This window comes from Streptomyces sp. NPDC091972, from assembly GCF_044756385.1.
Lineage (GTDB): Bacteria > Actinomycetota > Actinomycetes > Streptomycetales > Streptomycetaceae > Streptomyces.
On record NZ_JBIVSV010000012.1, the window covers coordinates 216,904 to 242,119 of the forward strand.

Here is a 25,216-nt window from a genome sequence, read left to right on the forward strand (position 1 = left end):
CCAGCGCTCTTCACCCCATCAGGTGATTCCTCTCGTCGGTGGCCTTACAAGCCCGTTCGCATAGGCGTAACGCACCGCCTGTGCACGGTCCTTGATGCCCGTCTTCGCGAAGAGGTTGTTGATGTGGGTCTTCACCGTGGCGGTGGAGACGTGCAGCTCGCGGGCGATCTCCTGATTGGTCAGCCCTTCGGCGATCAGCGCCAGCACCTCGACCTCCCGGGCGGTGAGCCCGTCGGGCGCCTCCGCGGGGGCCGGCTGCGGGGGCTCGGGGTCCGCCAGCCGCTCCAGCAGCCGCCGTTGGACGCTCGGCGACAGCCCGGCGTCACCGGAGAGCACGCTCTGCACCGCCCGCACGATCTCCTCGCCTCCCGCGTCCTTGGTGAGATATCCGCGGGCCCCCGCCTTGAGCGCGGGGAACAGCGACTCGTCGTCCCCGAACGTCGTCAGCACCACGACCTGCGTCCCCGGATACTCGGCCCGGATCCTCCGGGTCGCCTCCACCCCGTCGCAGCGGGGCATGCGCAGGTCCATCAGCACCACGTCCGGGGCGAGTTCGGCGACGAGCGCCACCGCCTCCTCGCCGTCCCCGGCAGCGCCCACGACCTCGATACCGGGCAGCAGTCCGAGCAACATCACGATGCCTTCGCGCACCACGGTCTGATCGTCCGCGACCACCACCCGCGCGGGCTTCGTCTCCGCCCCCACCGTCATACCGGCACCTTCAACGTCACCACGAACCCCTCGTCGTCCGGCCCGGCGTCCAGCGAACCGCCCAGCAGTTCGGCCCGCTCCCGCATGCCCAGCAGACCGTACCCCCCGCCGCTGGTGGTGAGTTCGCCCGCCGAACCGCCCGAGTCCCGCACGACGAGCGTCACCTGCTCCTCGCCGTACTCCAGCCGCATCCGGACCTTGGCCCCCGGCGCATGCTTGCGGACATTGGTCAGGGCCTCCTGCGCGACCCTGCGCACCGCCTGCGACGCCTCGGCCGGCAGCGGTCTGCGCTCACCCGAAATGGTGGCCTCGGCTCCGTCGGCCGTCCCGACGAGCCGGCTCAGGAACTCCTCCAGCGGGGTCATGTCCCCCCGCAGAGCCGAGAGCGCCTGCCGTGTCTCCGCGAGACCGTCCCGGGCCATGCCCCGGGCGGCTACCACCCTTTCGAGTATCTGGTCCCGGTCCGCGCCGCCCTCGATCAGCAACCGGGCCGCCTCCAGGTGGACGAGCTGGGCCGAGAGACTGTGGGCCAGCACGTCGTGGATCTCGCGGGCGATCCGGGCCCGCTCCGCGAGTGCCGCCGACTCCGCCTCGGCCGCCCGCGCGGCCCGCTCCTGGTTGAGCAGCCGTTGGGCGTTGCCACGGGCCTCCGCGTCCAGCCGCAGGACGTAGCCGGCCAGGGCGAGTCCCGCGGTCGTGGCCAGGGTGGTCAGCCACACGTCGTCGTTGACGGCGGCGTAGAGGGCGAGGGCGACCACGGTCACGGGCAGGGCGGCGGCGATGGGCAGCCGCTCCAGAGCGGTGATGGCGCAGCCGCACCAGATGACGAGGGCGATGGCCCTGAAGTCTGCGGCCTGGGCGGCGACCGCGATCGCCAGGAGGATGCCGTAGAGCGCCAGTGAGGGCCAGAGGCGGTGCGCCAGAGTGGTGCGGAACAGCGCCCAGGCGACGGCGGCGCAGAGGAGGATTCCCGCCACCGCCCCGAGCACGCCCCAGCCGCGCACATGGCTGCTGTTGAACGCGCCCCAGAGAAGCACGACGAGCACGAGCGACCTGGTGATCCAGCCGAGCAGGCGCCGAGGACGCGTGGTCGCCTCACGCGCGAGCGCCTCCCGGGAGGGCCAGCGGGTCCAGGTATTGGCCGTCACACACGTTCCTTCCCCGTGGACCTGACCATGGGCTCACCGTACGCCGGAGCGGGGGCGGGGGCGGGGTGCAGGGAGTGCGCTCGCCGGACGAGGGTCCCGGAACGCACGAGCAGGGTGGCCGCCAGGGCGAGCAGCAATGCGGAGGAGTCCTGGTGGACACCGATCGCCGCGCCGAGCGCGAAGAGACCGACGCGCAGTGCGATGCCGACGGCCCACACGGCCCCGCTCGCCTTGGTGCTCCTGCTCCATACCGCGCCGTCCGGCTCCGTCCATATCCGGCTCGTCCACGCCCAGCCGGCCCCTATGGCGAGGCCGGTGAGCAGCTCGGCGATGAGCAGGGTGATCGATGCCGTGCGGTGATGGGCGTCCACGAGCCCCGGCTCACGCAGGGCCACGACGGCCAGAACGACGGGGAGCAGCCACCAGCGCCGGTCGGTGTCGATCCGGCTCGCCCGGAACTGCCGGGCGATCACCACGATCACCGCGACCACGATCAGCAACGCGTCGACGAGCCCGGACATCACAGCCTCCGTGGGCAAGGAAGGGTCTGCCGGCAGCGGACGCCGCCGACACCTTCGAAGCTACGGAGATCCGCAGGTCGGGAGATCGGAGCCGAGGTGGATCACGGGTGGATTCTCAGGTGGGCGGACGCTCCACCCACGGGTGGAGAGCGCCGCCATCAAGCCTGCGGGGTGCGGGGTCGGGTGCCGATCGCCACTGGCCGGCAGGGCCTGACCGCCGTCGGCCGTGTGCATGACTGCTGTCGGCCACCACGCGTGACCCGCTGCCGGCCGCAGCGAACGACCGGTGTCAGCCACCGCGCATGAACCTCTGTCGGCCGCAGCGAACGACCGCTGTCGGCCACCGCGCATGACCCGCTGTCGCCGCAGCGAACCACCTCTGTAGGCCACCGCGCATGACCACCGTAGGCTGCCCGCCGCCCCCTGCCGTACACGACCGCCGCCACCCGCCCACGAGTGCTGCCGCCACCGTACGACCGCCGTGGGTGGCCGCAGGGAGACCACGCGACCCGCCCTCGGCCGACCGCGAAGGCCTCAGGACTGTGCGACCACGGGGCGCCGACTCCTCAGACGTGGAGAGACGGAGCCCAGCCGGAGAACCAGCCGACCCGAAGCCTGGGCCCAGCGAAACGGGCCCGACATGTAGCCGGGGCCTGTCGGACAGCCGGCCCCGGCCCAGCCTCCCTACGCGTCGATACGCGACCGGTCGAGCGTCGCCGCTGAGCCCGAGATGAACTCCTTCCGGGGCGCCACGTCGTTGCCCATCAACAGGTCGAAGACCTGCTCGGCGGCCTCCAGATCGGCGAGGTTGATCCGCCGCAGAGTCCGGTGCCGAGGATCCATCGTCGTCTCCGCCAACTGGTCCGCGTCCATCTCGCCGAGACCCTTGTACCGCTGGATGGAGTCCTTGTAGCGGACCCCCTTGCTCTGGAACTCCAGCAGCTTCTCGCGCAGCTCACGGTCCGAGTACGTGTAGACGTACTTGTCCTGCCCCTTCTTCGGCTGGACGAGCTCGATGCGGTGCAGCGGCGGCACCGCCGCGAACACCCGGCCCGCCTCGACCATGGGGCGCATGTAGCGCTGGAACAGGGTCAGCAGCAGGCATCGGATGTGAGAGCCGTCGACGTCGGCGTCGGTCATCATGATGATCTTGCCGTACCGGGCCGCGTCGATGTCGAAGGTCCGGCCGGACCCCGCTCCTATGACCTGGATGATCGCACCGCACTCGACGTTCTTGAGCATGTCGGTGACGGACGACTTCTGGACATTGAGGATCTTGCCGCGGATGGGCAGCAGCGCCTGGAACTCGGAGTTGCGGGCGAGCTTGGCGGTACCGAGCGCGGAGTCGCCCTCGACGATGAACAGTTCGCTGCGGTCGACGTCGTCGCTGCGGCAGTCGGCGAGCTTGGCGGGCAGCGAGGAGGACTCCAGAGCCGTCTTGCGGCGCTGCGCGTCCTTGTGCTGCCGGGCCGCGATACGCGTGCGGGCGGCGGCGACCGCCTTCTCCATGACGACCCGGGCCTGCGCCGCGGCGTCCCGCTTCGTGGACGTCAGGAACGCCTTGAGCTCCTTGGAGATCACGGTGTTCACGATGCGGCGGGCCGCCGAGGTGCCGAGCACCTCCTTGGTCTGGCCCTCGAACTGGGGCTCTGCGAGGCGCACGGTGACGACCGCGGTCAGGCCCTCCAGGGCGTCGTCCTTGACGATGTCGTCCTCGGCGACACGCAGCAGCTTCTTGGCGCGCAGCACCTCGTTCATCGTCTTGGTGACGGCCTGCTCGAAGCCGGCGACATGGGTGCCGCCCTTGGGCGTGGCGATGATGTTGACGAACGACCGCAGGGTCGTGTCGTAGCCGGTGCCCCAGCGCATCGCGACGTCCACGCCGAGTTCGCGGGTGACCTCGGTGGGCGTCATCTGGCCGTGGTCGTCGAGGACCGGGACGGTCTCCTTGAAGGTGCCCTGGCCGGAGAAGCGGAGGACGTCGTTGACCGGCTTGTCGCTGGCCAGGTACTCGCAGAACTCGCTGATGCCGCCGTCGAAACGGAACGACTCCTCGCCCTTGCTGCCGCCTTCGCCCAGGCCGTACTCGTCACGGACGACGATGGTCAGGCCGGGCACCAGGAACGCGGTCTGGCGGGCCCGCTGGTGGAGGTTCTCCAGGGACAGCTTGGCGTCCTTGAGGAAGATCTGCCGGTCGGCCCAGTAGCGCACGCGCGTGCCGGTCCGGGTCTTGGGGATCTTCTTGGCCTTGCGCAGGCCGCTCGCGGCCTCGAACTTGGCGTCGGGGCCGTTCCCCGCGAAGGCACCCGGCACGCCGCGCCGGAAGCTGATCGCGTGGGTGTTGCCGGCACGGTCCACTTCGACGTCCAGCCGCGCGGACAGAGCGTTCACCACGGAGGCGCCCACGCCGTGCAGACCGCCGGAGGCCGCGTACGAGCCGCCGCCGAACTTGCCGCCGGCGTGCAGCTTGGTCATGACGACCTCGACGCCGGACAGGCCCGTCTTGGGTTCGACGTCGACCGGGATGCCCCGGCCGTTGTCCCGGACCTCGACGGAGGCGTCGTCGTGGAGGATCACCTCGATGTGGTCGCAGTACCCGCCCAGGGCCTCGTCGACGGAGTTGTCGATGATCTCCCACAGGCAGTGCATCAGGCCACGGCTGTCGGTCGATCCGATGTACATACCCGGGCGCTTGCGTACGGCCTCGAGCCCCTCGAGGACGAGCAGGTGCCGCGCGGTGTAGTTGGAACCGTCCCGGTCTGCTCCTGCCAGCAGAGCTGTGGACGGCACGGACGTCTCGGCGGTCACGCGGTTCGCTCCTCGCTGAATTTCAGATGGGGCCCTTGTGGGTAAGGGCGCGGCTTCGGTAGCCGCCATGAGGGTACCGAGGCCTGGTAGAGCCGTTGTAACGCCACCCTCGTGCGGAAACACAGAGTAGTCCAGAGTCGCATGCCTGTTCGATCCCTCGATGGGGTGAAGTACATATCACGTTCCCTTGGGGGCATGAACCATTTAGGCTCCGGGCACGTCCTCATGAACAACCGGCAACCCAGCCGGGAGGACCGACCCCTGACCGACAGCGCGAAACCGTAAGACACATAGACACGCAATACGGCACATTCGCCGCCAAACCGGCAGCAGCCAGCCGTCCGGAAAATTTCTCTCTGGGAGAAGCCTCGAGCGGGAACGTTTTGGGGCTGGTTGGATGTTGACCCTGGTACGACAGCTCGTCGAGCTAGAGAAGAGGCGACGTGACTACTGTTCTGACCCCCGCGAGCCCGCTGACGGCCGCTGACCGCTGCGACCGCTGCGGCGCCCAGGCGTACGTGCGCGTCGTCCTGCTCAGCGGCGGAGAGCTGCTCTTCTGCGCCCACCACGGTCGCAAGTTCGAGCCGGAACTCAAGAAGATCGCCGCTGAGATACAGGACGAGACGGAGCGGCTCACGGCCGTTCCCGCATCCGCCTCAGAAGAAGAGCGCTGACACTTCGCGTCCACGACGAGCCAGCTCCGGCACAGGCCGGCACAAGGGCGGCTGCCCCTGATCCCAGGGGCAGCCGCCCTTGCTCGTGGCTTTGCTCGTGGTTTTACGAGGGCTCACGACGCCTCATGACGCTGTAAGGCACCGGGAGCCGCTCGTCACTGTCACGCGGCCCCTCGGCCTCCCCCGGCGGCATTGCGACCGTCCGGGCCCAGCGTTCGCACGACCTCGGACACGCGGGCATAGACACCGGGCCGGCCCGCTCGCCCGCAGCCGCTCCCCCATGACACCAGCCCGATCAGTTTGCCCTTGGCGACCAGTGGCCCGCCGCTGTCGCCCTGGCAGGCGTCCCGGCCGCCCCGGTCCTCTCCGGCGCACAGCATGCTGTCGGCGCGGAAGGTGCCGTCGGCGCCCCCCGGATAGGCCGCCTCGCAGCCCGCGTCGGCCAGCACGTGCACGCGTGCGGCCCGCAGACTGCGTGCGTAGTCGCCGCCGCCCGTGCTGTCGCCCCAGCCGTACACCGTGGCCTCGGTGCCGGGCTCGTACGCGGCATCGCCTTCGGCCGCCATGGCGATGACCGCGCTCTGCGGCAGCGGCTCCGCGAGGGTGATGACGGCGAAGTCCCCGGCGTTGCTCTGCGGGTCGTAGCCGGGATTCACCCAGGCCTGACGTATGGCGATCTCCTTGCCCTGGGTGGAGAGCAGATCCGTACGGCCAGCGATGACACGGAAGTCACTCACCTGCTCGGGCGGGGCCCCGAGGACGTCCTCGCCCATGCAGTGGGCCGCGGTGAGCACCGTGGTGGGGCCGACGGCGACTCCGCCGCAGAACTGCCCGGCGCGCGTACCTCCGAACCGGTCACGGCTGGACAGGGCCACCGTCCAGGGTGCCTTGGAGACGTCGACCGGGAATCCCCCGACGACGATGCTGTCGGCGGCCACAGGGGCGGCCGACGCCAGCGGTATGGCCGCCGCCAGGGCCGCCAGAACCAGCGGCCGGGCCAGCGCCCGGGCAATGGGGTGACGCATGCATGCTCCTCACTCCGCGTGGTGATCGGAAACCCAGAGTCATGCAGGGCGCCTGCGCGCGCAGCACGAAGGCCCGGCCCCCGAAGAGGGGAACCGGGCCTTCCGTACGACTACGGCCTAGTCGAGGTAGTCGCGCAGCACCTGCGAACGCGACGGGTGACGCAGCTTCGACATGGTCTTCGACTCGATCTGGCGGATGCGCTCACGCGTGACGCCGTAGACCTTGCCGATCTCGTCGAGGGTCTTCGGCTGACCGTCGGTGAGACCGAAACGCATCGAGACGACGCCCGCCTCACGCTCGGACAGGGTGTCGAGGACCGAGTGCAGCTGCTCCTGGAGGAGCGTGAAGCTGACCGCGTCGGCCGGGACGACGGCCTCGGAGTCCTCGATGAGGTCACCGAACTCGCTGTCGCCGTCCTCGCCGAGCGGGGTGTGCAGCGAGATGGGCTCACGGCCGTACTTCTGGACCTCGATGACCTTCTCGGGCGTCATGTCGAGTTCCTTGGCCAGCTCCTCCGGGGTGGGCTCGCGGCCCAGGTCCTGGAGCATCTGGCGCTGCACACGCGCGAGCTTGTTGATGACCTCGACCATGTGCACCGGGATACGGATGGTGCGGGCCTGGTCGGCCATGGCGCGGGTGATCGCCTGACGGATCCACCAGGTGGCGTACGTGGAGAACTTGTAGCCCTTGGTGTAGTCGAACTTCTCGACCGCGCGGATCAGACCGAGGTTGCCCTCCTGGATGAGGTCCAGGAAGAGCATGCCGCGGCCGGTGTAGCGCTTGGCCAGGGAGACCACCAGGCGGAGGTTGGCCTCCAGGAGGTGGTTCTTGGCTCGACGGCCGTCCTCGGCGATGATCTCCAGCTCGCGCTTGAGCTTGGGGGCGAGCTTGTCGGCGTTGGCGAGCTTGTCCTCGGCGAACAGACCGGCCTCGATGCGCTTGGCGAGTTCGACCTCCTGCTCGGCGTTGAGCAGCGGGACCTTGCCGATCTGCTTGAGGTAGTCCTTGACCGGGTCTGCGGTGGCACCGGCCACGGCGACCTGCTGGGCGGGCGCGTCGTCCTCGTCGTCGTCGGAGAGGACGAAGCCCTTGTTCTCGGCTCCCTCCTCTTCCTCTTCGCCGGGCTTGATCTCTTCGAGGACCTCTTCCTCGATGGCCTCGGCGTCGTCCTTCTTGGCGGTCGTCTTCTTGGCCGCCGCCGTCTTCTTGGTGGCGACGGTCTTCTTCGCGGCCGCCTTCTTGGTGGCCACGGCCTTCTTCGCGGCGGGCTTCGTGGGCGCCTCGCCCTCGACTGCGGGCTCAGCGGCGGGAGCCGCAGGGGTGGCGGTGGCGGTGGCCTTCTTCGTGGTCACCGTCTTCGCCGCGACCGTCTTGGTGGCGGTGCGCTTGGCCGGACTCTTCGCTGCGACGCTCTTTCGGGTGCGCTTGGGCTCCGCGGCACTGACCATCAGCGTCACACCCTCTTCCTCGAGGATCTGGTTGAGGCTGCGCAGTACGTTCTTCCACTGAGTGGCCGGGATCTGGTCAGCTTCGAAGGCCCGACGCACGTCATCGCCGGCGATCTGCCCCTCAGCCTTTCCCCGCTCAATGAGAGCCATGACAGAGACGGACTCGGCGATCTCCGGCGGGAGCGTACGGGATGTGCTGGCCGACACGAACAACCTCTCGGAACGTTGGAAACGGCTTCCGGCCCCGTCCACAGCGGACAGGAGCCGACCACCGGCCTGGGAGTGGCCGACGGCGCGGGCGGGGGGCCGGGAGGATTCACAGCGCCTGAAACGGCGTCCGTATTCCCTCCGCGGCTGTCACCTCTTAGGTCATCGCGCTGCTCCCGCGAGCGTTACGCCCAATCTGCGTGGCCCGAGTCACACCCCGTAAGCGAACAAAAAAGGTCAGACATGGACAGACGAGGTCACCCGCCCGTCCGGACCAGCAGAGCGCCGGGAACCGTCACCGCGCCGCACCGTCGGACCCCGCAGGATCGCTGGAGATCCTGCGGGGTCCGACGGGGACGGTTCGGCGGCCGAACGGTGCCGCAAGGGGAAGGGCATCCTCGACCGCGCCGCCCGCGGTGCGCGGTCAGTGCTCGCGCGGTGCCGGCACCACACGCTCCACCTCGGGATGAACGGTGAGCAGTTGCCGCATGGCCGCCTCGGCCGCCGCGGCGTCGCCGGTGGCTAGGGCGTCGACGATCCGGCCGTGGTGCGCCAAGGACGACTCGGTCGGCCGGTCACAGCCGGTGACCGGGCTGCCGGAGACCTGGAGGGCGGCCGAGACGATCCCGGAGAGGTGCTCCAGCATGCGGTTGCCCGCGAGCTGGATGAGCAGGGAGTGGAACTCGGCGTCGGCACGGGAGAAGGTGAGCGCGTCACCCTGGCTCATGGCGTGCCCCATGATCTCGACCATGTCACCGAGACGCTGCTGGACGTCCTCCCTGCCATGTCCCGCGGCCAGGCGCGCGGCGAGCGGCTCGATCGTCCAGCGAAGCTCGCTCAGCTCGCGGCGCTGGTCGTCACGCTGCGGCCCGAAAGCCCGCCACTCGATGATGTCCGGGTCCAGGAGGTTCCAGTCGCTGACGGGACGCACGCGCGTGCCGACGTTCGGGCGGGCGCTGACCAGGCCCTTGGCCTCCAGAACGCGGAGCGACTCGCGGACGACGGTGCGGGAGACCTCGAAACGCTGGCCGATCTCCTCGGGGACCAGCGGCCGGTCGGCTCCCAGGTCACCGGAGACGATCATCTGGCCGAGCTGCTGGACGAGTTGGCCGTGCAGTCCGCGCCCGCGGCTGCCCGCGGCCCGTCGGCCCACGCGGCCCAGCTCCGGGTCCGAGCCGTCCCAGACGGGGGCTCCGACGCGGCCTGCGGCCGGGGCCTCGGCATAGGGGTAGCGGTCGAGATCGCCCGGGCCGGCCAGACCGGAGTCGGCGGAGCGGGCGGCGGTCATCATGGTGTGCGCAAGGGTACTCACGGATCCTTTGTCGGCGCCGCCCCCAACTCCCTTGAGGTCTTTGGTGAAAAGCACACGAAAGGGTGATCGCTCACCCCGTCGCAATTGACGCCTTATCGGAAAGAAATGCGCTTTCTTCGCGAAGTTGTGCGCAGGTTCGGGATCGGAAGCGCACGGACGGTCGTCATCGGACCCTGCTCCGCAGGGTGGTGAGCAGATATGCGCACAGCAGGGCGGTCAGGGACAACGCCAGTGCCCCGCCCACGGGTTGGGCGATCACCCGCACCACCCCGGCGAGATAACGCTCCCCACCGAAGGGCCACTGCAGAAGGAAGACCTCGCGCAGCCGCGCGGGAAGCCCCGCCGCCACTCGCACCGACCCCCCCTCCAACGCCTTGTGCACCACGGGTACGACGAGAACGGGCACGGCGACCACCGCGGCGAGCCCGGCCGTGGTGGACCGGAAGAGCCCGGCGGCCAGGACGCCGGCCCAGGCGCATCCGACGACGAGCCCGGACCAACTCGCGCTCAGTGACAACCAGTCCGCGGGAACTTCCGCGAGTTCCCGTCCGTAGACGAGGTAGAGCACTTCGGCGTCGCAGCCCACCGTGAGGAAGGCCAGCCCCAGCGCGGTGACGGCGGCGACCACGAGTTTCGCGGTGAGCAGTCCCAGCCGGCGGGGGACGGTGCCGCGGTCCGCGGCGAGGGCGGGGTGGCGGAACTCGTCGCCGAACGCGAGCGCGCCCAGCAGCCCGGCCCCGAGTGCGGCCGGGGGCAGGGGCAGTTCCCTCGGCCACGCGGCCAGCAGCCGCGCCTGCGGGGTGTGACCGACTCGCGCCAGGAGCACGGCGGTGAGGGCGGACGTGACGAGTACGGCCGCGCCGGTCAGGAATCCGGTGCTGATCCCCGTCGCCCGGCGGAATTCGTACCGCAGGGGGCGCAAGGGGCTGGGGGCGGACCGGACGGAGATGGGGGGCGGGAGGGGGGGTAGGGAGGCGGGGGGCCTGGAGACGGTGACGGGACTCGAAGCGGTGACATCCCTTCCCACTGTCGGGCCGCTGCGGCCGCCCGGACTGCCGTGCCCGGCCTGATCGCCGTGCGCGCCCCGCTCGTCGGGCATCGCCCCGTCATCGTGCGTGGGTGAGCCGCTCTGCGAGGTGAGGCCGTCCTGCGCTCGGCCGCCCTGTGCCGCCGTCCCGGCACTCCCCTTGCCCATGCCGGCCGGTCGCGCGTCCTGAGTCGCATCGGCGCCATCCCCGGGCAGCGGTCCCGCACCGGGCCCCATGTCTCCGATCTCGTCGGCGAGTTGGTGGACCAGGACGCCGTGCCGGAAGGCCGTCTCGCCGACCTCGGCGCACGTACTGCCGTACACCGAAAGGCGGTTGCCGTCTTCCCGGACGACTTCGACGGAGCGCCGAGCCGTGCGGGCCTCCTTGGCGAGCAGGGCGGCGAGGCGGACGGCATGAGGGGTACGGACGGCGACACGGGGGCGGAGCCTGGTGCGGGCGAACTCCGTGGCGGCCTGATCGGCGACGACTATGCCTTGCTCGAGCGTGATGACGTGATCTGCGGTGCGCGCGGCCTCTTTGGGCTCGGACGTGGTGAACAGGACGGTGCCGCCCTGTTGGGCGTGCGCTCGCAGCATGCCGTGCAGCCACTGGCTCTCGCGCGGGGACAGCCCGTCTGCGGGGTCGTCCAGCACGAGGGTGTGCGGGTCGGACAACAGGACGCAGGCCAGCCCGAGGCGGCGGTCCATGCCACGTGACAGGGTGCCGAGCCGCTCGTCGCGCAGGCTGACCAGGCCCACCGCTTCGAGTACTTCGTCGGCACGCCGCACCGGTACGCCTGCGGCGGCGCACAGCATGCGCAGATGACCGCGGACCGTGCGCGCGGGATGGCCGGGCACCTCGCCCATGAGTACGCCGACCTCGCGCGAAGGGTGCGCGATGCGACGCAGCGGACGGCCTCTGAAGTAGGTCAGCCCACGCCCCTGTTGGAGTTCGAGCATCAGTCTCAGCACTGTCGTCTTGCCCGCGCCCGTCGCTCCGAGAAGCGCGGTGACGCGGCCCGAACGGGCTTCGAAGGACACGTCGTCCACCGCGGGCGGAAAGTCCTTGCGGGAATTGCTGGTCAGTCCGAACGCCTGGATCACCCGTAGCAAGATAGCGCGTTATGTCCGGTTTTCGGGGCTGTCACACTTCGGGGCGCAACATCGGGGGGTTGAGGAGAGTGGCGCCGCCGGCCCGGAAGAGCTGAGCGGGGCGGCCGCCCTGGCGTGTGGTCGTGCCGCCGGTGGGGACCAGGAAGCCCGGTGTGCCCGTCACCTTGCGGTGGAAGTTGCGTGGATCCAGCGCGACGCCCCACACCGCTTCGTAGACCCGGCGCAGCTCGCCGACGGTGAACTCGGGCGGGCAGAACGCGGTGGCCAGCGACGAGTACTCGATCTTCGAACGGGCGCGCTCCACTCCGTCCGACAGGATCTGCGCGTGGTCGAAGGCGAGCGGCGCGACCGGCTCGCCGTCCCGGCCGTAGCCGCCCTGCTGCAACAGCTCCTCGACGGGCGCCCACCGGGCGTTGCTGGCGTCTCCCCCCGCCCGGGGGGCGGGCAGGTCGGGGGCGAGGGCGAGGTGGGCGACGCTCACCACACGCATCCGGGGATCACGCTTGGGATCTCCGTAGGTCGCGAGCTGCTCCAGGTGTGCTCCGTTGTCCTGGACGGGGACCGACGGGTCGTGGGCTCGCAGCCCCGTCTCCTCGGCCAGTTCGCGGGCGGCAGCCTGCGCCAGATCCTCATCGGCCCGTACGAAACCGCCGGGAAGCGCCCAGCGCCCCTGGAACGGCGGCTCGCCCCTGCGTACCGCGAGCGCACACAAGGCGTGACGGCGCACGGTCAGTACGACCAGGTCCACGGTGACGGCGAAGGGCGGAAAGGCTGACGGGTCGTAGGGCATGCGGCGATCATAGTCGTCTGCCTGACGATAAACACTCCATTCGCCAGTCGCATCAAGGGCTGCGCCCCTGCCACCCGAACAGGTTCCGCCTTTCCCCGCCTGCCACTGCCGGGAGAGGTGTCGTGCCGGTGTCGTGCGAGGTCAAGCGCCCAGTTGCAGTCCCTCGGCGGCCTCCTCGACCAGGGCGAGCCCGAGTCTGCTGCCCCGTACCGAGAACGGGGCCCCCGCGATCCTCAGTCCGGTCAGACCGATCTCGCCCAGAGGCGCGCTGCGCACAGGGCGCAGTGTGACCGTCCCCGCCGGGACGTCGGGGCGGATTCCCGCGAGGGCGCTCAGGAGCAGCACTGCGGCGGCCGCAGCCGTTGCCGCCGGACGACAGGCCGCCGGGTGGGGAACAGGAGCACTCCCGTCGGTGCGCTGCTCACCCGCGTACATCTCGGGGAGCCGGTGACCGAACGCCTCGGCCGCGGCCAGCAGACCGCGCAGGAGCGAGCCGGCCTCCTTCTCGTACCCGGCGGCGGCGAGGCCCGCGACGCCGATCGCCGTCTCCTGGACTCTCACGGCACCGGTGCGATGCCCGAACGGGTTGTAGCCCGTCTCCTTCGTGCCGAGTCCGCGCAGCCCCCAGCCCGAGTCCAGGGCCGGGCTTCCGAGCAGCCGTGCGAGTTGCTCGATCTGGACCCTGTCGAGCAGGCACGGTGCCTGTTCGCCTCCGCCCAGCAGGCCGGTGTCGAGGAGATGGACAGAAGCGGCACCCAGATGCGGCACGAGGCGTCCGTCGGGAGTTCGCGCTGCCGCCGGCCGGCCGCCGCTGCGGTCGTCGATCCAGAAGTCCTCGCGGAAAGCCGTGCGCAGTTCGCGGGCCCACTGCCGCAACGCGGCCGCGCCGGGTCTGTCGAACGCGTCGAGCAGGTCGGCGCCGAGGACGGCCGCGCGATGCGCGTGTGCCTGTGTCTCGCATCGGACGGGGCCGCCGGGATGCGGGTCGCACAGGTACGTGCCTTCCCCCACGGCTGCCCGCAACCAGCGCAGGCACCGTTCGGCCGCCGGAAGCAGCTCTTCCGTCTCCTGCGGTGAGAGGCCCCACCGGAACGCCTCGGCGAGGAGGGCGGGGAAGAGCAGGGTTGCCTCGGTGCCCGTACAACCGGCTGGAAGGTGCGCGCCCGCGTCCCGACGCGGCCCTGGGATCATGCCGGACTGGGCTGTCTGTCCGCGGAGTTGGGTGCGCGCGAGGGTGCGAAGCGTCCCGGCGGCGAGGCGGGTGCCGAGCGGCAGTGCCATACGGGCCGCGACGAGCGCGTCGGCCGGGGCGAGACCGCAGCGCCACGGGGCTCCGGCCGCGAGGTGGGTGTCGGTGGGGTGTGCCGGGTCGCGCAGCAGCAGGGACTGGAGATCGTCGATGCTCGTGTGCAGGAGCGGTTGAACGGCTGCGTGGTCTCCTGTCGCGCGGGCGGACGCCAGCGGGCTGGTCGCCGCGCGCCCCACACCCCGGACGGGGCCCGCGCCCTCCGGACGCACGCGCAGTTCCAGGCCGACCGTGCCGCCTGGAGGCAGGTCGAACTCCCAGCGGAGCAGGCCGGCGGACGCGAGCGCGTCGGTGGGTGGCGGGTCGGCGGTGACCGACGCTCCGCCGGCCGCGCAGGACCAGCGCAGCCCGGAGTCGTGGACGATCGCGGGCAGCTCCGGCCCCGCTCGGCCCGACGCGATCGCACCCAGGTCCGCCAGATCCGTACCGAGGGCCACCTCCACAGGCAGTCGCAGTGGCCGAGCCGCAGCGCTGTGCAGCACGATGCGCTCGGTCCCGTCCGCGTGGCGGGTGCGCTCCACGACTACGTCGGGGTCCGGGCCTCCCCCTTGGGAAACCCGCGCGGTGGCGACAAAGCGTGCGCGATCCGCCGCGGTCGGCCGGGCCTGGACTCCGAGTGGCTCCCGGCCGGCGACACGCACCTGACAGCGGGAAAGCACACGTCTGCCTGCGCGGTAGAAGCCCTCCAGCCCCTGTCCCGTCAACTGCCCCTCCGTGGAGATGGCGAGGCCCGGAAGCGCCACGCAGATGATCACGGAGTGGGCCGGGGGAAGTTCGGCCGGCCCTCTGGGAGCCGAGAAGGCGTTCTGTGGGGGCCGACCGGACGGAACGAATGAAGGTGGACGGGCAGACCGGGTCGCCGACGGGGGCGGAGACCAGCCCTGCCTCGTCGCGAGGCCCTCCCCCGGCAGACGCGCACTGCGCGGTGTGGACGACGGAGGGCCTACGGGCGCTGCCGGTGTAGACGGCTCACGGTCCCATGACGGTGAAGGCGTGGTGGCTTTCCTGACCTCTCCCGGGGTCGGGTTCCCGTGGTGTTCCGGGGCCGTCCCGGTGTGCTGGGTGCTGGTCGGGAACCTCGGCTCAGGCCCTCCGGTGTCCGTGGCGCCCGCCGACGGGCCCGTGGTTCCTCTCCACTCCGTCGCCGGCGCGCCGAGGGCGGAACGTCCGTCGTCGGTGGAAGGCGGAGTCGGCTGATGCAAGGGGCGCTTCCTCTGCGCTCTGCGCGGCTCGGGGGTCTCAGCCGCTCGGTGCGGGGCTCCTGAAGAACATGGGCGGTGCGGCGGTGGGGTTCCAGTGGAGGTTCCGCCACTCAGGTGAACGGGGCGGGCCTGTTCAGGGTCACGCCCCCGGGCCCGGAAGCCGACCGAATGGCGGCGGCCCGGAACCGCTACCCGGCGCCACAGGCGTGACCACTCGCGCGCGACCCCCTTCCAGCGGTCGCTCATCCCTCCTCCTCGGTTGCGCCTCCGGACCTTGTGCCCTCCGGTCGGCGCGCGACGTCCTTGCCCGTGGTGCGTCGGACGGCACCGGGACGTGTACCGCGGGCAGACCGGGAGCGAGGGCGGGATCCCTCGGCACAGGGATCGTGCCCCTCCGCATTCACGGGTCGGGGACCGACGTCGGTGCGAGCGCCGGGACGTACGCGCTTGCGTCGGCGGGAGGCTGTGGCGGGTTGCGGCGTCGGCAGAAGCGCATCGGCATTGGACGGGGGTTGCGGCTGCGCGTCTTCGGTGGCGGAGGGGCACGACAGCGACGCGTCTCCGGCGCCCGACGGGCGAGGCGGCGACACGTCCTGGCTGTCGGACGAACAAGGCGGCAACGCGTCTTCGACTTCGGCGGCGGACCGGCACGCCGTCTGACTCCCGACAGGATCAGGCAGGGATGCCCCTTGACGCACCTCAGGATCGAGCAGGGATGCCCCTTGGGTCCCGTCAGCACCAGGCAGGGACGCTGCCCGGCCCTCGTCGGGACCGGGCGTGTCCGGCCACTTCATGTCCTCGGTTGTGTGCGCGTCCACGGACTGATCGGCCTCCGACCGCGCGCACCCATCACGGTCCTTGCGGCTCTCGCGCTCCGCGCGCAGACAGCGACGGATGGCTTCCGGGTCGAGCCCCTCGTTGCAGGCCTGATGCAGAAGTCGGGCGAAGAGATAGCTGGGATCTGCGCCCAGGGCCATGGCCAGCGCCTCCCTGGCCTCGATCTCGTCACCCGCGGACCAGGCGACCCAACCGGCGAGAGTGAGCGGTGCCGCCGCATGCTCGCCGTAGGGTCCCACGCACCGGCGGGCCAGTGCGCGCCACAGACGCAGGGCGGGCCCGGCCTCCTCCGCCTCCATCCACTCGGCCGCACGGTCCCGGGTGGTGCGGTCCTGCAGCCCGAGGATGAGGTGCGCCGCGTCGTCGTGCCCGAGCAGTTCGTCGTCGCACAGGTCGGCCCGGAGCGGGCCCGTCACGGGTCCTGCCTCGGCGAAGCGTGCCATGGTGCGCCTGGCGAGGCGCAGCGTCTCCTCGGCCACGGTCGCCCGGCCCACCTCGTCGAGCATCCTGGGGACCAGGGCCATGCCGGCGGTGTCCAAAGCGACCTCCTGTTCCAGCGCGGCCGCCGTCTCCCAGGGCTGCAGCCTGGCCCGCAGCTCGCGCAGTGTGCCGCGCACCTGCAGTCCGGCGTACGTGGCCGCGGCGGCGAGCACCGACGTGCCGGGCAGCCCCATGGGAAGTCCCTCCGGGGGGCAGCAATCCTGGCTTGGACAGCAGTACGACCAGTAGCGGCCGGCGGAAATGCACAACGCCTCGATCACAGGGACGTCGAGTCGGCCGCACTCCGTGCGCAGCAGCCCGGCGAGCGGGGCGAGCCGCTCCGTGATCTGCCTGCCCGTCTCACCGGGCCCCGGCTCCTGACAGATGTAGGCGACCATCTGCTCGGGGCGGGCGCCCCTGCGCTCGCTGCCGGTGATCAGGCCGTGCGCGAGCTGCCGGGCCACAGCCGGCCAGTCGTCCTTGTTCGCGGGAATGCCCAGCCGGGCCCGTCCTCCGAACCGGCCGCGGCCGCCCCGATCGTGCAGCGCGACCAGGACGATGCTGTCCTCGGGCCGGTATCCGAGGAGGTAGGGAAGGGCGTCGGCCAGTTCGCCCGGAGTCCTCAGAGTGACCTGGTGTTCGGTGCCATGCGCCTCGAATCCGACCCGGTCGCCGATCTCCGAGCCACCGTGACTGTCCGAGCTGTGGCTGTCCGGCCCGTGGCTGTCCCGCCCGCTGCTGCTCCGCCCTTCACTCTTCCTCCCGCCGTGCCGTGCGGCGGCGCTGCTGCTCCGCCCTTCACTCTTCCTCCCGCCGTGCCGTGCGGCGGCGCTGCTGCTGCGCCCTTCTCCGTTCCTCCCGCCGTTCCCTCCGTAGCTGCTAGGTCCGTGGCTGTTCCCTTCGCCGCCACTCCGTCCGCCGCCGCGAACGCCGCCCTGCCGTTCGCTGTCGTTCCGTCCGCTGTTGTTGCTGTTTGCGGTGGGTCCCGTCATTTCGCTGTGGTTCGTCATGCGCAGACGATCTCGCGGATCTCAGCGTTCCGCTTGGGCCTGTGGATAAATCCGATCAGGGTCACGACAAGCCACGACGTGCCCCGTCCCGTCGTCCACAGCCTGACCGCCGAGCCGCCCCGATGTCGGAGGCGTCCTGTTGTATGGGGGCATGACGCACATGAGCAAGACGGAGCTGCGCGAGGCTGCCGACGAGATCCTCGTCCGGCTTGTCGGGGACAGCACCGGGTCGGCGCGGCTGCGCGAGGACCAGTGGCGGGCGATCGAGGCGCTGGTCGCCGACAAGCGCCGGGCCCTGGTCGTCCAGCGCACCGGGTGGGGCAAGTCCGCGGTGTACTTCGTGGCGACGGCCCTGCTGCGCGAGCGAGGCGCCGGGCCGACCGTGATCGTCTCTCCGCTGCTCGCGCTCATGCGCAACCAGGTCGAGGCCGCCGCCCGAGCCGGCATCCACGCCCGGACCATCAACTCCTCGAACCCCGAGGAGTGGGAGACCATCCGCGCCGAGGTCGCCGCGGGGACGGTCGACGTGCTGCTCGTGAGCCCCGAGCGGCTCAACAATCCGGACTTCCGCGACAACGTCCTGCCCGAACTGTCCGCCGCCACCGGCCTCCTCGTCGTCGACGAGGCGCACTGCATCTCCGACTGGGGGCACGACTTCCGCCCCGACTACCGCCGGTTGCGCACGATGCTCACCGAGCTGCCCGCCGGAGTGCCGGTGCTGGCCACCACCGCCACGGCCAATGCCCGGGTCACCGCTGACGTGGCGGAGCAGCTGGGCACCGGCACCGGCTCGGACGCGCTGGTCCTGCGCGGTCCGCTCGACCGCGAGAGCCTGAGCCTCGGCGTGCTGCAACTGCCCGACGCGGCTCACCGGCTGGCCTGGCTCGCTGACCACCTGGACGACCTGCCGGGCTCCGGCATCATCTACACGCTGACGGTGGCCGCGGCCGAGGAGATCACCGCCTTCCTGCGTCAGTGCGGGCACACCGTCGCCTCGTACACCGGCAAGACGGAGAACGCCGAGCGCCAGCAGGCCGAGGAAGCCCTCCTGGCGAACAAGGTCAAGGCGCTGGTGGCCACCTCCGCGCTCGGCATGGGGTTCGACAAGCCCGACCTCGGGTTCGTCGTCCATGTCGGCTCGCCCTCCTCCCCCATCGCCTACTACCAGCAGGTCGGCCGCGCCGGACGAGGCGTCGAGCACGCCGAGGTGCTGCTCCTGCCCGGCCGCGAGGACGAGGCGATCTGGTCCTACTTCGCGTCCGTCGCGTTCCCGCCCGAGGAAGCCGTACGACGCACCCTCGACGCCCTCGCCCGCGCGGACCGCCCCCTGTCACTTCCCGCGCTCGAACCGCTGGTGGAGCTGAACCGCACGCGCCTGGAAATCATGCTCAAGGTGCTCGACGTGGACGGCGCGGTCCACCGGGTCAAGGGCGGCTGGATCGCGACCGGAGTGCCCTGGTCGTACGACTCCGAGCGCTATGCCTGGGTCGCCAAGCAGCGCGCCGCCGAACAGCAGGCCATGCGCGACTACGCCACCACCACGGGCTGCCGAATGGAGTTCCTGAGGCGGCAGTTGGACGACGAGCAGGCGGCTCCGTGCGGTCGCTGCGACAACTGCGCCGGTCCGCGATTCACCACCGACATCTCCCCGGCCGCCCTGGACACGGCCGGTGGCTCGCTCGCCCGCGCGGGTGTCGTGGTGGAACCCCGCCGCATGTGGCCCACGGGTCTGCCAGCCATCGGCGTCGACCTGAAGGGCCGTATCCCGCCCGGCGAACAGGCTTGGCCCGGCCGGGCTCTCGGCCGGCTGTCGGACATCGGCTGGGGCAACCGTCTCCGGCCGCTGCTCGCGCCCCAGACTCCGGACGCTCCCGTCCCCGACGACGTGGCGAACGCCGTCGTGACCGTCTTGGCCGACTGGGCGAAGTCGCCCGACGGCTGGGCCTCCGGCGCCCCGGACGCACCGGCCCGACCCGTCGGCGTGGTGACCGTTCCCTCCCGCAGCCGGCCCCAGTTGGTGCACTCGCTGGGAAGCCGGATCTCCACCGTCGGACGCCTCCCCTTCCTGGGGTCCCTCGCGTACACGGACCACTCCGACGACCTTTCCCTGCCCCGCTCCAACAGCGCTCAGCGGCTCCGGGCACTGCACGGGGCACTCGTCGTGCCCGAGTCCCTGCGGGAGGCGTTGCAGGCGGCGGAGGGTCCCGTCCTGCTCGTCGACGACATGACCGAGACCGGCTGGACGCTCGCGGTCGCCGCCCGGCTGCTGTTGCGGTCGGGCGCCCAGGGGGTGTTGCCTCTGGTGCTGGCGGTACGCGGTTGAGCGGGCGCCGGAGGCGTCAGTGCTCCGCCCGTGCCTCGATGTCGGTCAACGGTCACCGGGCTCGGAGGACTCAGGCGTCGCCCGGCAAAACACTGGGTAGGGATATATGCCACGAAGCGTCTGATTCGGGTCGGCGAGCCCAATTGCTCGTTGCCGCAACCAAGTTCGACAGGAAGAATTGAGGTCCGCTCCCCGCACGGCCTCGTCCGTTGACCGGTAGGGCTCTGCTGCGGTGCGCGCTCCCCCGAATCCGACCCCGCCCGCCGTATGGGCGCGTAGCCGAAGGGAGGACCGTGACCTTCGGATTCGCTCCGTCCTCCGCGGCGTCCACGTCGTCAGCCGACCTGTCCGCCGCATCCGCCAACCCTCTGGCCCGTCTGCTCGAACCCGCCGAGTGGGCCGAGGCCGGCATCCCGCTGCTGCGCAACCCACGCGAGGTCGTCAGCGGGCTGCACTCGCGGCACCGTCCCAAACCGGCGACCGCGATCGTGGCGGTCCTCGACCCGGACGAACGGCTGCGGGCGAGTGCCTCGTTCACGCGTCGCCCGGCGCCGGCTGACGGCTGGATGTTCCGGAACACGCTGCTGGCGCAGTTGCGCCGGGTGATCCCGCACGACCTGCGGCGCCGCACCCCCGTGCGGACCGCCGTGCTGCTCTACTGCCGTGAGGGCGACGCGCGTTGGACGGAGGAGGACGGCGCGTGGATGTGGGGGCTGCGTGACGCCTGCACGCTGCACGGGCTGCGCTGCGGGGCCTACATCACGCTGACGCGCGACGGATGGCAGGTGCTCGGCGAGGGACGCGGCGGACGGCGGCCGAACGCGGACTCGGAGCCGGAACCCTTCGCCACGTCCGAGTCACCGCCCATGCTGCCGCGCACCGGTGGCGCAGCCTCGGAGGTCCTGCGCCGCGTGGCGGCTCGCTGAGGTCGGGTCCGCCAGTCACCGGTTCTCCGGCCGTACGTCGGTGACGTACGGCCTCCGGCGCGTTGATCACGCACAGCACCTCATGTGCCGGACACGGGCGTCCCCGAGATGACGTGGCGGCGGGCGTACACCGTTGGATCGGGCATGGCGGGTGAGGTCCGGGTCGGCCGCTCGTTCAGACGCGGGCATGCCGAAGGACTCGCCGTGCAGGTGCCGCGTGAGCGGCACCTTTCCTCACCCCCCGGGGTCCTTCCGGACCCACTGAAACCGGCTCAGACGCCGGCGCCCAGCACCGAGTTGATCTGTTGCGGGTCACCGCAGACGATCAGCAGGGCACCGGCCCGGGCGTGGGCCAGAGGCAGCGCCTCGGCGACGGCCGCGGCGGAACCCCCGTTGACGGCGACGACGACCACCGGGCGGGACACGGCACGCGAGGCTGCGGTGGCGTCCGCGTAGAACACGTCGTCACCGGCGTCGTGCTGGGCCCAGTAGGCGGTCTCGCCGAAGGACAGCTCATGTGCGGCCCAGGGGTGCTGGTCGCCGGTGGTGATCACCAGCACCTCACCGGGGGCACGGCCCGACTCCAGCAGGAGATCGACGGCTTCCTCGGCAGCGTCGAGCGCACCGGTGGCCGAGGCCGGGATGAGCTGGATCTGCGGGGCCGCCGAAGCCGGGACCGGAGCGGGGGAAGGGGTGGATGCGGGGCCCGGCACTGCGGGCTTGGCCACGGCCACGTCGTGGGGCGTCCGCTGCACCGGCGGCGCGGGCCGCAGGGGGCCGGGACGACCGGGGCGCGGCGGAGCCACAGGGCGTGGACCGGGTACGGGACGGGGGGTCGGCGCGGTGCGGCCGCTGGCCGGAGTGGCGCGGGGACCCTGGGCACTCTCGTGAATCTGAGGCTCCTCGGGAATGAGAGGCATGGGCTGATTTTTATCAAACGATGGCGCGGCTCGCGTCAGCGGGTGGCACATCAGTGCGAGCGGAATCGTCAGAAATCGAAGCCGAGCTGGCCCTCGATTTTCGGAACGCTTCCGTCCGCCCAGCTACGGGCCTTCTTGAGGTGCCGCCACTGGGGCAGCGCATCAAGATACGCCCACGACAAGCGGTGGTAAGGGGTGGGGCCCCGAACCTCGAGCGCGGCCTTGTGCACGGGTGAGGGATACCCGGCGTTGGCCGCGAAACCGAAGTCTGCATGGTCGATACCCAGTTCGGCCATCATTTTGTCGCGCTGGACCTTGGCGATCACCGAGGCCGCCGCGACGGCCACGCAGGACTGGTCGCCCTTGATCACGGTCCGCACCTTCCAGGGCGTACCGAGATAGTCGTGCTTCCCGTCGAGGATCACCGCGTCCGGCCGGACCGGGAGTGCCTCCAGGGCGCGCACGGCGGCGGTCCTCAGGGCGGCCGTCATGCCCAGGTCGTCGATCTCCTGCGGAGTCGCGTGTCCCAGGGCGTACGACGTCACCCATGTCCGCAGTTCCTCGGCGAGTTCGGTGCGGCGCTTGACGCTGAGCAGCTTGGAGTCGGTGAGGCCTTGGGGCGGTCGGCGCAGTCCGGTGACCGCCGCGCAGACGGTGACCGGGCCGGCCCAGGCACCTCGCCCCACCTCGTCGACACCTGCGATGATCTTCGCTCCGGTGGTGGCACGAAGAGAGCGCTCGACGGTGTGAGTAGGCGGTTCGTACGGCATGGCGCCCTTAGCGTACGCCGCTCGGATCACCCGGCGACACCCCGGTTTCCCCGGAAGGCGCCGAGACGTCCACGAGGAGCACTCACCGTCCGCTCGACCGCAGCAGCGGCAGCACGAACTGGTCGATCATCTCTTCGAGATCCTGGTCGTCCCATTCGCTACCGCGCATCTTGGAGCGATACATCATCATGGCGGGGATGGCATCGAAGACATAGTCGTTCGCCGCGTCAGGACGCACCTCGCCCCGCTCCATTCCCCGGGTGATGATCTCGCGAAGCAACTTGGTGCTCGGTTCCACGACGCCGTTGAAGATCACGGCATGGAAGCGCTCCGCCTGAGCCTGGTCGCATTCGTGAATGACGGAACGCAGCGCGAAGCCAGGTCGCGAGAACATCGCCTCGCGCGCCAGGCGACACAGCTCGAGCAGGTCCTCGCGCACACCGCCGAGGTCGGGGACCTCCTCGAAGCGGGGCAGGCCGGCCCGGAGGGCGTCCGCGACGAGGTCCTCCTTGGACGGCCAGCGGCGGTAGACCGCGGCCTTGCCGGTCTGGGCACCGGCGGCAACCCCTTCCATCGTGAGGCCGTTCCAGCCGACCGTGCCGAGCTGCTCCAGCGCGGCGTCGAGAATCGCCCGCTCCAGCACGGCGCCGCGCCGACGGGGGGAGGCCGGCTGAGCGGGGGCGGCCGTCCAGCGCGAGGTAACCATCTGAATGTCTCCAGCGAACAGGGAAGCGGTGATTGCGGGGAGGGACGGAACACCGCGCGGCGACAAGGGGGGACACGCCGCGCGCCAACAAACTTAAGTGAACGCTTGCGTTCACTACCGGGGACTCACTACCGTTGACGCAACAGTGAACGCCACCGTTCACTAATGCGCTCGTGGGGGACCCATAGTGACAACCTCTCCGTTGATCAAAGATCAGAAACCAGGTGCGGCCCGCCGGGAAGGACGCCCCGGAATCGCGCTCGCCGTCATCGCGGCCTGCCAACTCATGGTGGTCCTCGACGCGACGATTGTGAACATCGCGCTGCCGCACATTCAAGACGCTCTCCAGTTCAGCACCACCGACCTCACGTGGGTCGTCAGCGCCTACACGCTCACCTTCGGCGGCCTGCTGCTTCTGGGCGGCCGCGCCGGTGACATCCTCGGGCGCCGCCGGGTCTTCATGACCGGCATCCTGCTGTTCACCTTCGCCTCGCTGCTCGGCGGTCTCGCCCAGGAGCCCTGGCAACTGCTGGCCGCCCGGGTTCTGCAGGGCGTGGGCGGCGCGATAGCGTCGCCGACCTCGCTGGCGCTGATCACCACCACGTTCCCCGAAGGGCCCGAGCGGAACAGGGCGTTCGGAGTCTTCGCCGCGGTCTCCGCGGGTGGCGGCGCCATAGGCCTCCTCGCGGGAGGCATGCTCACCGAGTGGCTCGACTGGCGGTGGGTGCTCTTCGTCAACGTGCCCATCGGTGTGCTGATCGCCGTCCTCACGCCGCTGTACATCAGCGAGTCCGAACGGCACAGCGGCCGCTTCGACATCGCGGGCGCCCTGACCTCCACAGGAGGCATGGCCCTGCTGGTCTACGGCTTCATCCGTGCCGCGGACGAAGGCTGGCGCGACAACCTGACCCTCGGGTCCTTCGGTGCGGCCGTGGTACTCCTGCTCGCCTTCGCCTTCATCGAGTCGCGCGCCAAGGAGCCGATCACTCCCCTGCGGATGTTCGCCGACCGCAACCGTTCGGGCACGTACGTGATCATGCTGAGTCTCGCCGCCGCGATGTTCGGCATGTTCTTCTACATCGTGCTCTTCGTCCAGAACGTCCTGGACTACACCCCGATCGAGGCCGGTCTGGCCTTCCTGCCGGTGACGGTCGTCATCGCACTGGGCGCAGGCCTGTCGCAGCGGTTCCTGCCGGTGCTCGGCCCCAAGCCGTTCATGCTCACGGGCTCGGCGCTCGCCGTGACCGGACTCGCCTGGCAGGCCCTCATCAGCTCCGACAGCTCCTATGTCGGCGGGGTGCTCGGCCCCATGCTGATCTTCGGTTTCGGCATGGGCCTGAACTTCGTGACGCTGACGATCACCGCAGTCTCCGGTGTGGCCCAGCACGAGGCCGGCGCGGCCTCCGGGCTGCTCAACACCACGCAGCAGGTGGGCGGTTCGCTCGGCCTGTCCATCCTGACGACGGTGTTCGGGTCGGCCAGCAAGGACGAGGCGGAGAAGCAACTCCCGCACTTCATGGCGGACGGTTCGCCGGAGCAGAAGGCCGAGTTCGCCAAGACGCACCAGCTCCCCGCCCCGTGGGGACACGAGGTGCTCGCCCAGGGCATCTCCTCGGGCTTCGTGGCGGCCGCCTCGATGGCCGTACTCGCCCTCGTCAGCGCCTGGTTGGTGATCAAGGTCCGCAAGAGCGACCTGGAGGCTCTCGCCGGCACGGCGGGCCCGGGTATCGGCTGACGGGACCGGTTTCCCGATGAGCCGCGGATGGCCGGACCAGATCCGGGGAATCGACGGCGAGGACGACGGTCCGGCCATCCGCATCAAAAGGACCAGGCACAGCAGAACGAACAGCGCCGACCACCCCATCACCACACCCCGCCCTCTCGTGTGCATTCCGCGTACTGACCCGCTCGTCGCAAGGCGACTGTCATGACAACGAGCGCCCGGTTACAC

The 25,216-nt window shown here is 70.7% G+C and carries 18 protein-coding genes; 4 read left to right on the plus strand and 14 right to left on the minus strand.

The features are described from left to right. Positions 1-18: 18 nt before the first annotated feature. The 4 genes from ACIQJT_RS31370 to ACIQJT_RS31385 all read right to left on the minus strand — a co-directional run bounded on the left by ACIQJT_RS31370 (position 19) and on the right by ACIQJT_RS31385 (position 5,188). Positions 19-711, minus strand: a complete 693-nt coding sequence (locus tag ACIQJT_RS31370; protein ID WP_402649218.1) for a response regulator — start codon at positions 709-711, stop codon at positions 19-21. Next, complete coding sequence (locus ACIQJT_RS31375) at positions 708-1,859, minus strand: sensor histidine kinase (protein ID WP_402649221.1); 1,152 nt, start codon at positions 1,857-1,859, stop codon at positions 708-710. The genes ACIQJT_RS31370 and ACIQJT_RS31375 overlap by 4 nt, the downstream gene beginning before the upstream one ends. Beyond that, positions 1,856-2,380, minus strand: a complete 525-nt coding sequence (locus ACIQJT_RS31380) for a DUF1453 domain-containing protein (protein ID WP_402649224.1) — start codon at positions 2,378-2,380, stop codon at positions 1,856-1,858. Before ACIQJT_RS31380 ends, ACIQJT_RS31375 begins: the two co-directional genes overlap by 4 nt. Before the next feature lie 684 nt (positions 2,381-3,064). Continuing rightward, a complete protein-coding gene (locus ACIQJT_RS31385; RefSeq protein WP_365456456.1) occupies positions 3,065-5,188 on the minus strand; it encodes a DNA topoisomerase IV subunit B in 2,124 nt (707 codons plus the stop codon). 443 nt (positions 5,189-5,631) lie between these two features. On the opposite strand from ACIQJT_RS31385, the gene ACIQJT_RS31390 reads away from it, so the two are divergent. Further along, positions 5,632-5,862: a hypothetical protein gene (locus ACIQJT_RS31390; protein ID WP_053848812.1), complete on the plus strand. Its 231-nt coding sequence runs from the start codon at positions 5,632-5,634 to the stop codon at positions 5,860-5,862. A gap of 161 nt (positions 5,863-6,023) precedes the next feature. On the opposite strand, the gene ACIQJT_RS31395 is transcribed toward ACIQJT_RS31390, so the two are convergent. The 7 genes from ACIQJT_RS31395 to ACIQJT_RS31425 all read right to left on the minus strand — a co-directional run bounded on the left by ACIQJT_RS31395 (position 6,024) and on the right by ACIQJT_RS31425 (position 17,620). After that, entirely contained in the window at positions 6,024-6,887 is an 864-nt protein-coding gene (locus tag ACIQJT_RS31395; protein WP_402649226.1) for a serine protease, read from the minus strand. Between the two features lie 117 nt (positions 6,888-7,004). Then, positions 7,005-8,543, minus strand: a complete 1,539-nt coding sequence (locus ACIQJT_RS31400) for an RNA polymerase sigma factor (RefSeq protein ID WP_356596212.1) — start codon at positions 8,541-8,543, stop codon at positions 7,005-7,007. Positions 8,544-8,967: 424 nt separating this feature from the next. Further along, positions 8,968-9,855 (minus strand): FCD domain-containing protein, encoded by an 888-nt coding sequence (locus ACIQJT_RS31405; RefSeq protein WP_365456450.1) that lies wholly within the window; start codon positions 9,853-9,855, stop codon positions 8,968-8,970. 163 nt (positions 9,856-10,018) lie between these two features. After that, positions 10,019-11,986, minus strand: a complete 1,968-nt coding sequence (locus tag ACIQJT_RS31410; RefSeq protein ID WP_402649231.1) for an ATP-binding cassette domain-containing protein — start codon at positions 11,984-11,986, stop codon at positions 10,019-10,021. Positions 11,987-12,026: 40 nt separating this feature from the next. After that, complete coding sequence (locus tag ACIQJT_RS31415) at positions 12,027-12,785, minus strand: NUDIX domain-containing protein (protein WP_053852313.1); 759 nt, start codon at positions 12,783-12,785, stop codon at positions 12,027-12,029. A gap of 141 nt (positions 12,786-12,926) precedes the next feature. Continuing rightward, the gene (locus ACIQJT_RS31420; protein ID WP_402649302.1) at positions 12,927-14,840 is read right to left on the minus strand and encodes a glycogen debranching N-terminal domain-containing protein; all 1,914 of its coding nucleotides are present in this window, start codon (positions 14,838-14,840) and stop codon (positions 12,927-12,929) included. A 695-nt stretch (positions 14,841-15,535) separates the two neighbouring features. After that, entirely contained in the window at positions 15,536-17,620 is a 2,085-nt protein-coding gene (locus ACIQJT_RS31425) for a DUF4192 family protein (protein WP_402649234.1), read from the minus strand. Positions 17,621-17,771: 151 nt separating this feature from the next. On the opposite strand from ACIQJT_RS31425, the gene ACIQJT_RS31430 reads away from it, so the two are divergent. Together ACIQJT_RS31430 and ACIQJT_RS31435 are read left to right on the plus strand one after the other, a co-directional pair. After that, positions 17,772-19,943, plus strand: coding sequence for a RecQ family ATP-dependent DNA helicase (locus ACIQJT_RS31430; protein WP_402649237.1), 2,172 nt, complete (start codon positions 17,772-17,774; stop codon positions 19,941-19,943). 293 nt (positions 19,944-20,236) lie between these two features. Further along, complete coding sequence (locus tag ACIQJT_RS31435) at positions 20,237-20,869, plus strand: hypothetical protein (RefSeq protein WP_053853209.1); 633 nt, start codon at positions 20,237-20,239, stop codon at positions 20,867-20,869. Positions 20,870-21,141: 272 nt separating this feature from the next. Here ACIQJT_RS31435 and ACIQJT_RS31440 read toward each other — a convergent pair whose 3' ends face one another. The 3 genes from ACIQJT_RS31440 to ACIQJT_RS31450 all read right to left on the minus strand — a co-directional run bounded on the left by ACIQJT_RS31440 (position 21,142) and on the right by ACIQJT_RS31450 (position 23,265). After that, positions 21,142-21,789: a hypothetical protein gene (locus ACIQJT_RS31440; protein WP_365456432.1), complete on the minus strand. Its 648-nt coding sequence runs from the start codon at positions 21,787-21,789 to the stop codon at positions 21,142-21,144. 68 nt (positions 21,790-21,857) lie between these two features. Continuing rightward, positions 21,858-22,559: a ribonuclease HII gene (locus ACIQJT_RS31445; RefSeq protein WP_365456429.1), complete on the minus strand. Its 702-nt coding sequence runs from the start codon at positions 22,557-22,559 to the stop codon at positions 21,858-21,860. Between the two features lie 82 nt (positions 22,560-22,641). Then, a complete protein-coding gene (locus ACIQJT_RS31450) occupies positions 22,642-23,265 on the minus strand; it encodes a TetR/AcrR family transcriptional regulator (RefSeq protein WP_402649241.1) in 624 nt (207 codons plus the stop codon). Positions 23,266-23,452: 187 nt separating this feature from the next. Here ACIQJT_RS31450 and ACIQJT_RS31455 point away from each other — a divergent pair, with 187 nt between their 5' ends. After that, positions 23,453-25,000 (plus strand): MFS transporter, encoded by a 1,548-nt coding sequence (locus ACIQJT_RS31455; protein ID WP_365456423.1) that lies wholly within the window; start codon positions 23,453-23,455, stop codon positions 24,998-25,000. The last annotated feature ends 216 nt before the right edge of the window (positions 25,001-25,216 follow it).

Bases quoted from the DNA above. Each gene is read 5' to 3' on its own strand.
- ACIQJT_RS31370 (WP_402649218.1), bottom strand. From the start codon at position 711: ATGACGGTGGGGGCGGAGACGAAGCCCGCGCGGGTGGTGGTCGCGGAC.
- ACIQJT_RS31380 (WP_402649224.1), bottom strand. From the start codon at position 2,380: ATGTCCGGGCTCGTCGACGCGTTGCTGATCGTGGTCGCGGTGATCGTG.
- ACIQJT_RS31395 (WP_402649226.1), bottom strand. From the start codon at position 6,887: ATGCGTCACCCCATTGCCCGGGCGCTGGCCCGGCCGCTGGTTCTGGCG.
- ACIQJT_RS31415 (WP_053852313.1), bottom strand. From the start codon at position 12,785: ATGCCCTACGACCCGTCAGCCTTTCCGCCCTTCGCCGTCACCGTGGAC.
- ACIQJT_RS31425 (WP_402649234.1), bottom strand. From the start codon at position 17,620: ATGACGAACCACAGCGAAATGACGGGACCCACCGCAAACAGCAACAAC.
- ACIQJT_RS31430 (WP_402649237.1), top strand. From the start codon at position 17,772: ATGACGCACATGAGCAAGACGGAGCTGCGCGAGGCTGCCGACGAGATC.
- ACIQJT_RS31440 (WP_365456432.1), bottom strand. From the start codon at position 21,789: ATGCCTCTCATTCCCGAGGAGCCTCAGATTCACGAGAGTGCCCAGGGT.
- ACIQJT_RS31445 (WP_365456429.1), bottom strand. From the start codon at position 22,559: ATGCCGTACGAACCGCCTACTCACACCGTCGAGCGCTCTCTTCGTGCC.
- ACIQJT_RS31450 (WP_402649241.1), bottom strand. From the start codon at position 23,265: ATGGTTACCTCGCGCTGGACGGCCGCCCCCGCTCAGCCGGCCTCCCCC.